Below are 6,581 nucleotides of genomic sequence, written 5' to 3'. Positions count from 1 at the left end.
GATATCTCGGGCCCGTTGGGTGTATTCCACCGGTTCGTCTTCACGACCGAGTTGCCCGGCATGCTCGATGAATTTGCGATCGGGATTTTGATCGCACGGTTCATACGGAGCCCCATGGGGGGACAGTTCACCCGTTACAATCAACATCGCTTCTGGGCAGCCCCGCTTGCTTCGCTGATACTGTTAACGCTCACGCTGCAACTCTACTGGGCGAACGCAGCGTTCTGGGATTCATTCTGGATGGTTGTCGCCTTTCGGAGCTTGATGGCGGCGACCTGTGGCGCTGTTGTGCTGACCGCTTGCTGCTTCAACGTCCGTGTCCTCGTGCGCGCGACTGCACCCCTGCGCTACCTCGGTACAATCTCCTACGGCATCTATCTTTGGCACTTGCCGATCATCCTCTCATTCCACCGCCTCGACTGGCTGACCGGACCACGGGCGCTGCCGTATATCCTCGCCCTCACAGTCCTGACCGCCACCGCGTCTTGGCACCTATTCGAAAAGCCCTTGCTGCAACGCCTAGCTAGAAAATCGGAAGCATCCAGCATTGTGGCGTGATACGTTAGGGCAAAAACGCAGCGGGCCCGGCGGTGAAGGGATTTGGGTAGTGCTCACGCAAATCTGCACGATCGCGATACAGCCGGCGATGCGCGTGTGGGATCGGGGTACCATCCGCGTAGGTTCCGTAGGCCCACCATGATTTCGGTAATCCGTGGGTCGCATGGACCATGAGCCGTCTGCGATACCAATGCATCAATTCAAACACCTCCACCCGCCCGCCCGAATAACGCTCTATCATCGCCTCTCCCACCCAGTTCACCTTCGTGAAATGGAAGAAGCGCAGAGGGCGCCCGGCGGCCTTGATGTCACCATTTTCGTCGATCGTAATGGGGCGGCGGCTCAAATTCCAACTGGCAACGTTGTACCCCGGGTCCCGTAAGACGTGGACGCCATCGAAAAAGGCCGGCACCAGGTCGCACCAGCGCTGATCGGTAAACAGGCCCGAGGGAACGTCGTCGTAGCAGTGATCTAGAAGCCGGTCGCGCCACCACCTGGCGAACCGACGCCCCTCCAACGTCCCTGCCACGGCCAGGAAGCCGAGGTTGTACACACCCCATTTCAGCGAGCCGATTTCATTGTCTCGGATGGCGGAGGGTAGCTCGTCGGGCTCGACCTGATGTGGCGTCAGGACGACGTCGTATTGCGTAAGCAGGCATTCGATGTGCGCCAAGGTATCGAAGACGGCGATGTCCGGATCTAGGTAGACGACCCTGTCAGCGCCTCGTGCCAGCATCTGGTCCAACATGGCGCCCTTCACCAGCGTGCAGAGTTCAACGATATCATGCGTGAATATCTGCGTTCGCAGGTTTGGAATACCGAGCTCGCTAATCCGGACCACGCCTGCCAAACCGTCCTGTTCCGGATGGAAAGCGAAGCCTGGAGGCTCTTGATCAACCAGGCACAGCCATAATTTCCAGTTCGGGTTATGCTTGGCAAGGGTTTCGGCAAGTACGCGAACGCGGTCGAGATAGGCGAAGGATGCACTCGTGAAGCAATGGAGTTCAGCCACGGCCAGGTGCCTCCAACGCAAACTTGTCCTGGCTGAAGTCGGGCGCCCTGAGTTGACTATCGCCATGCTTGCTGCGGACAAGCCAGTCTGCCGTTCCCCCCTGTGGCAGCAATAGACCACGCCGCCGGGTCGCTCGGTCCAGTACGGCGCGAAGCCCTTGATCCTCGAATAAATCAAGCAGGGCCTGTTCGTTGTCCAGCACCAAACCTTGTTCCGGCACATAGTCGGCGATGATGCGGGGGACATGACCGGCTGCACGACATGTCAGCAGAAAGGCGCCGCCTGCAATCGCTTCGTGCGCAGCGTAGCAGAAGGTCTCCGGCCAGGGAGCCCAATTCACCACCACGTCAATCGCCAGCTCGGCCACCTTCTCCAGCATAGCGTCGGGCGCATCGCGCGTTACACGAACGGGTATGTGGCGGATTTTCCCGGTAAAGCGCGTCCGCTGCCCAAGGTGGAAGAAGTCATACCGTGGATCGCTACCGAATCTCGCGGCCAATCGCTCGAACACGGGCCACCCTTTTGGAAAGCTCTGATGTCCAAGATGAGCAATGCGCAAACTTCGGCCTGGTTGCCCGTATCCATGTGTCGTGGCTGGACCGAGTATCAACCGGGCCAAAGGCTGAACCGCAGCACCAGAATGCGACAACTCAGCGTGCGCAAGCCAAAACGCCAAGGTGACGTCCGACGGCGCAATAATTCGCGGACGGATCTGGGAGAAGAACAACTGCACACGCGGTCGTTCGGCGAGCCGGTCGGCCCCGTAGACACAGATACCGCAAGCTCCCGAATTTGTCGGCGGAGCGCCGCAGAACCTCACGTCATTGCTCAACAAGTTGAAGTTCGAGCAGATCGTAAAATAGTCATGCGCCCATGCGACCACCGGTATCGTACTCAGCTTTGCGATGTCAGCCACGATCTCCGGCGCGTTACCGAGCAACTGGTGTACAATGACGAACAGCCCCACCCCGCTATCCCGCAGATCCCTGAGGATAGCGGTAAGGTCCAGCGATTCGGCCAGTCCCAGTCGTTCGCGCCCCGCCCTCACGACATAGTGGAATGGATGTTTTGTAGGTTTGGGCGCTAACGTGGGCAGTGGGAGTGCGGGCGATAGGTGAAGGTAGACGTAACCCAGCCGTTCGAACGCAAGCCGCTCCTCACCGACAACATTCTGCAGGCCGCCTACGTTAGCCTCGACATCGTCATGGCTGATACTCACCACCAGACCAGCGCGGCCATCCAGCGCATCGGCGAGCCGTTGGCGCAGAGTGGAGGCATCACACGCTGGCCCGCGGTCGCCCCCGGCGGCCCAGTCGCGACCGCGATCGGACGGTGCGCGTGCAGATTCGATCAAGCGTCGTTCCGCATCCATGCCCCGCCGCGTCGCCAGACCTTCGGCACGGCCAGCCATGGCATAGTGTAGCAATGGATTCACGCCAGCGGCCGCGATGTCTTCCCGCATACGAAGATAATAGACCAGGCTGAACTCGGCGCTCGGGTCTCTCCCCTCCCGCCAACCGCGACTCATAAAATGAGCGAGCGGGTCAACGCCTGAAGCCAATACGGCCTGATTGGATTGAGCGTAGTACTCTGCATCGAAAAATGGCGCGACCAGTTCGCATTCTGCCTTTGATGTCACCGGCGCAACCCTTGGCTGCTTTGGCAAAGGCTCACTTTCGTCGACCGATGGCTGTTCCGACGACCGCCCGCATACGCCGCAGGAGACCGTGCAAGCGCGGCTTGCCACTCACAAAGCGCTGGCCGCGGTTAACCACGCGCCATCCAAGACTGGCGCGCATCAAGGCAAGCTGGTTAGCTAGATCCTGTAGCGCGGCGTGAAGCGTCTCCGCTTGATGTTCGGCCGTAGTAGCACGGGTCTTCGATGTGGCCAGATGCGTTCCTAGTCGCTCGACATCCGCAGCGGCCGCTTTGATTGCGGCCTCTCGTGCCAAGCCCAACTCCTCCAGACGCAAAAGTGCTGCGGACATTGCGGCGGCGGCGCGCGTCTCTGCCTCGTGCCGAAGATTTCGTTCGTGCAGGAACTCGCTCGCTCGGGCTTTGACCACCGCCTCGGCCTCGTCGCGAAGGGCGCGCTCCTGCGCGAGTTCGCCGGCGCTGGCAGCGGCGACCGCCTCAGCATCGGTCCGAAGCTGGCGTTCGCCATTCATTTCGGCGAGCCTGGAAATGGCGAGTTGTTCCACCTCGTGGCGAATATGTCGCTCGGTCTCCAGTTCGCCTGTCAGCGATGTCAACAGCGCTTGCGCTTGCGCAAGTCCGTCCTGCGTGCGCTCCAGCCGCTCCCATATCGACAAGCCGTCCAATTGCACGTTCGCGCGCATGAAAACGTCTCGGGCTTGACCGCTCAATGCGCGGCTGGCAACCGCCGCGAGCGTAGTTGGGTTCGCATCGGCAAGTTCCTGGGGGAGCCAACGGGGCGTGAACCACATTGCCTCTTCAAGCTCCTCGCGCGATCGAATCGGCCGCAATATGCAGCGATGCGCGGTAAGCTGCTCGCTGAGACGAGGTTTGATCTTGGGAGCCGCGAGCAGCCCGGCCTCGTAGGCCCAGGGCAGAAGTTGGTCGTTCGAGCCTCGAAAATTATCGGGATTGTGCGACGGGAACGCGAAGTAGAAGAGATCAAGATCCCAGCTCAAAAGCAGGCTCCCCAGATCAAGAGACCGACTATGCTCATTGCACTCAACCCAGAGAGACGTGGTTCCCCGGGCGAGATACTCGGCGTCCCCCAGTAGGACGTCTCGTTCCATGCCTTCGATGTCGAGCTTAATCAGGTCGAACGGGCCAAAGCGTTCGCGTAACGCTGCCAGCGTCATGCTGGCAGCAGGATGGGGTAACGCTATGCCTTCGGCCGCGCTGTCGCCATAGGACGCGGAGCCCAAATTGGCCGGATCGGCATGCCCCGGCTGCGGTTGTGTGTTTGGGCCGGCCAGCAAGGCGCCGATGATTTCCATCGGCATGCATGCGTTTCTACGGAGATTCGATTGTAACAAAGCCAGTGCGGTCGCGTTCGCTTCGACCGCGCACAGAAAGCCGAGCGGCTTTATCAACCCCAGCCCCAATCCGAAAGTCCCAAGGAACGCCCCGCCATCCATCACACGAGGCGCATCGGGCAAGCAGGCTGCCACGAAACTCGTCTCGTCAAACGCCCACTCACCCGAGCTTGCTAGGAATCGCCCCACCAAATCGTGGTCGTCTTGCGGGATATCCATCATACCATAGCGTGTGTCCGCCCGATGGGCGGGTTCTGCACGCGCAGGGGCCTGTCGGCTCGTAACGTTCGACACCATCGATGCGCTTCTATGGTTGCGAGGAGCATGAACCACGCACGGGCCCAGCGTTGCTTATCGTCTACTACCGGTTGGCACGCATCGGCAAACGGAATGGAGCCTAAAGAGCAATTAGGCCACCGGATCGGGATGGCACAAGCGATGTTCTAGGACTTTCCTGTACCTTAGCCAATATATTCAGAATGCTGGCTTGCAGGCTGTCCGACAACGCTGCGAGAGGCCCCACATCGGACCCGGCTGGAAACAGAATATTCTGGATGAAAGCCCCGAGGTTTTGGCGGAGGAGCGGGGTTTCGAAAGGATGGCAGAGTGGGGACTCTACCGGGCATACCAGCGGGGACTCCACCGGGGTGAGGCTGGGAACTCTACCGGAAGCGAAGGAGGGAGATCTTGGGTGCAACGGGGGCTTCGACGGTTGCAAGATCAGTCCCCGCTCGGTTACTTCAACCAAAGCCGCCGGGTAGACAGCCAGAGCCAGTGCCAGATTGTCCTTGAATGTGGGACGGAAATGATCGATCCGGCTAAACCCGGTGCCGAACTGGCTTTTCAGAGCCTTCCAGGACACGGTGCGGGCGCCGGGCAGCACGTGCAGGCGATAGGCTAACCAGCAATACAGATCAAGCGCCATGCTGTGGCCGTTGATGGCACGGATGGCTGCTTCTTCGAGTGGCACTGGGTGTTTCTTTAATTGATCGAAGAACGATTCGGACAACTTAGCCTTTTCTAAGAATAACGAGCCTTGATCGGGCTCTTCCGCGTCGAAAAACAACGCGCTATCGACGATGTTCTGGTTAACAAGTCCCGTCCGGCCGTCCTGCTGGATCTGAAAGCTGAGCCGGCATCGCGAAATACGCTCCGCCTGCTCTTTGACGTCACGGATTGACTTGCCGCCCTGTGGAATCCCCATCTTCTCGAGCCAGGACCGCAGGCTTTTACCGAGTTCGACTTCCCGGCAATTGGTCTCAAGTGCCTTACCCATGAGATAAAGCATGATAAGACGTGCTTTGGAACCGTAGGGGACACCGACTGCTACGGGAACGCCATCGCGCACGGCCCGTCGCCCGGGTTCCACGAGCAGCATCACGCGCTCGGTCTGGATTTGCCAAACAGCGTCGTCCGCGAGCTTTTTATGGGGGAGGGCAGCCTGCGCAAAGCCGGAGTAGATGAAACCGACTCCACCTTCTTCGTCGCTCATGTAGTCATGGGCGGCTTCCAGCACACGGCGATCCACATCGAACTGCAGCGCAGCTTGCTTGCCGTGAACTTCAAGCAGTTGGTGGATGGTTCCCAAAATCGCTCTCCTGTCGGCAACTTTGCCTTCAAGCGGTCGGATTGTCGCCGGGAACTCTGCCGGGGTCGGGTACTAGCCAGGGTACTTGAAGGGTTTGTACTAGTAAGGCCCGGCGAAGTCCTCGGGGTGAACTCGATAAAGCTTGGATTTTATGGTACTTTAGGATTTTGGCGGTTCCGGTAGAGTCCCCGCCAGTCCCGGTAAAGTTCCCAGCCGTCCATCGCGTAGCCTGGCCTCGAAAAAGCCGAGAGATACGGCGACTCGCGTTCCCGGTAGAGTTCCCAGCAGGAGCCATGGTGCCGGTTGGATCAGGCGGCTTCACGCACGACCTCGACGAACCGCTCGATTTCGCATCGCAACGCGCCGGTAGCAGTCGCGATTCCATCGGCGAGTGTCGGCAAGTCGGATGCCATAC

The 6,581-nt window shown here is 59.7% G+C and carries 5 protein-coding genes; 1 reads left to right on the top strand and 4 read right to left on the bottom strand.

Translation table 11 applies throughout. The features are described from left to right. Positions 1 to 558, top strand: a 558-nt coding sequence (locus tag GSQ76_RS11670; RefSeq protein ID WP_158744087.1) for an acyltransferase, incomplete at its 5' end; no start/stop codon positions are given. 4 nt (positions 559 to 562) lie between these two features. Here GSQ76_RS11670 and GSQ76_RS11665 read toward each other — a convergent pair. From GSQ76_RS11665 to GSQ76_RS11650, 4 genes are all read right to left on the bottom strand, one after another. Next, a complete protein-coding gene (locus GSQ76_RS11665; RefSeq protein ID WP_254070366.1) occupies positions 563 to 1,636 on the bottom strand; it encodes a hypothetical protein in 1,074 nt (357 codons plus the stop codon). Then, entirely contained in the window at positions 1,563 to 3,209 is a 1,647-nt protein-coding gene (locus tag GSQ76_RS31080; protein ID WP_216851009.1) for a hypothetical protein, read from the bottom strand. Before GSQ76_RS31080 ends, GSQ76_RS11665 begins: the two co-directional genes overlap by 74 nt. 31 nt (positions 3,210 to 3,240) lie before the next feature. Further along, on the bottom strand, positions 3,241 to 4,800 hold the full coding sequence (locus GSQ76_RS11655; protein ID WP_158744086.1) for an FkbM family methyltransferase: 1,560 nt from the start codon (positions 4,798 to 4,800) through the stop codon (positions 3,241 to 3,243). 175 nt (positions 4,801 to 4,975) lie between these two features. Further along, complete coding sequence (locus GSQ76_RS11650; RefSeq protein ID WP_174247331.1) at positions 4,976 to 6,166, bottom strand: replication protein RepA; 1,191 nt, start codon at positions 6,164 to 6,166, stop codon at positions 4,976 to 4,978. Between the last annotated feature and the right edge of the window lie 415 nt (positions 6,167 to 6,581).

It is taken from the genome of Acidisphaera sp. L21, from assembly GCF_009765685.1.
Taxonomy (GTDB): domain Bacteria; phylum Pseudomonadota; class Alphaproteobacteria; order Acetobacterales; family Acetobacteraceae; genus LMUY01.
This window is presented reverse-complemented; position numbering and strand designations above follow the sequence as displayed.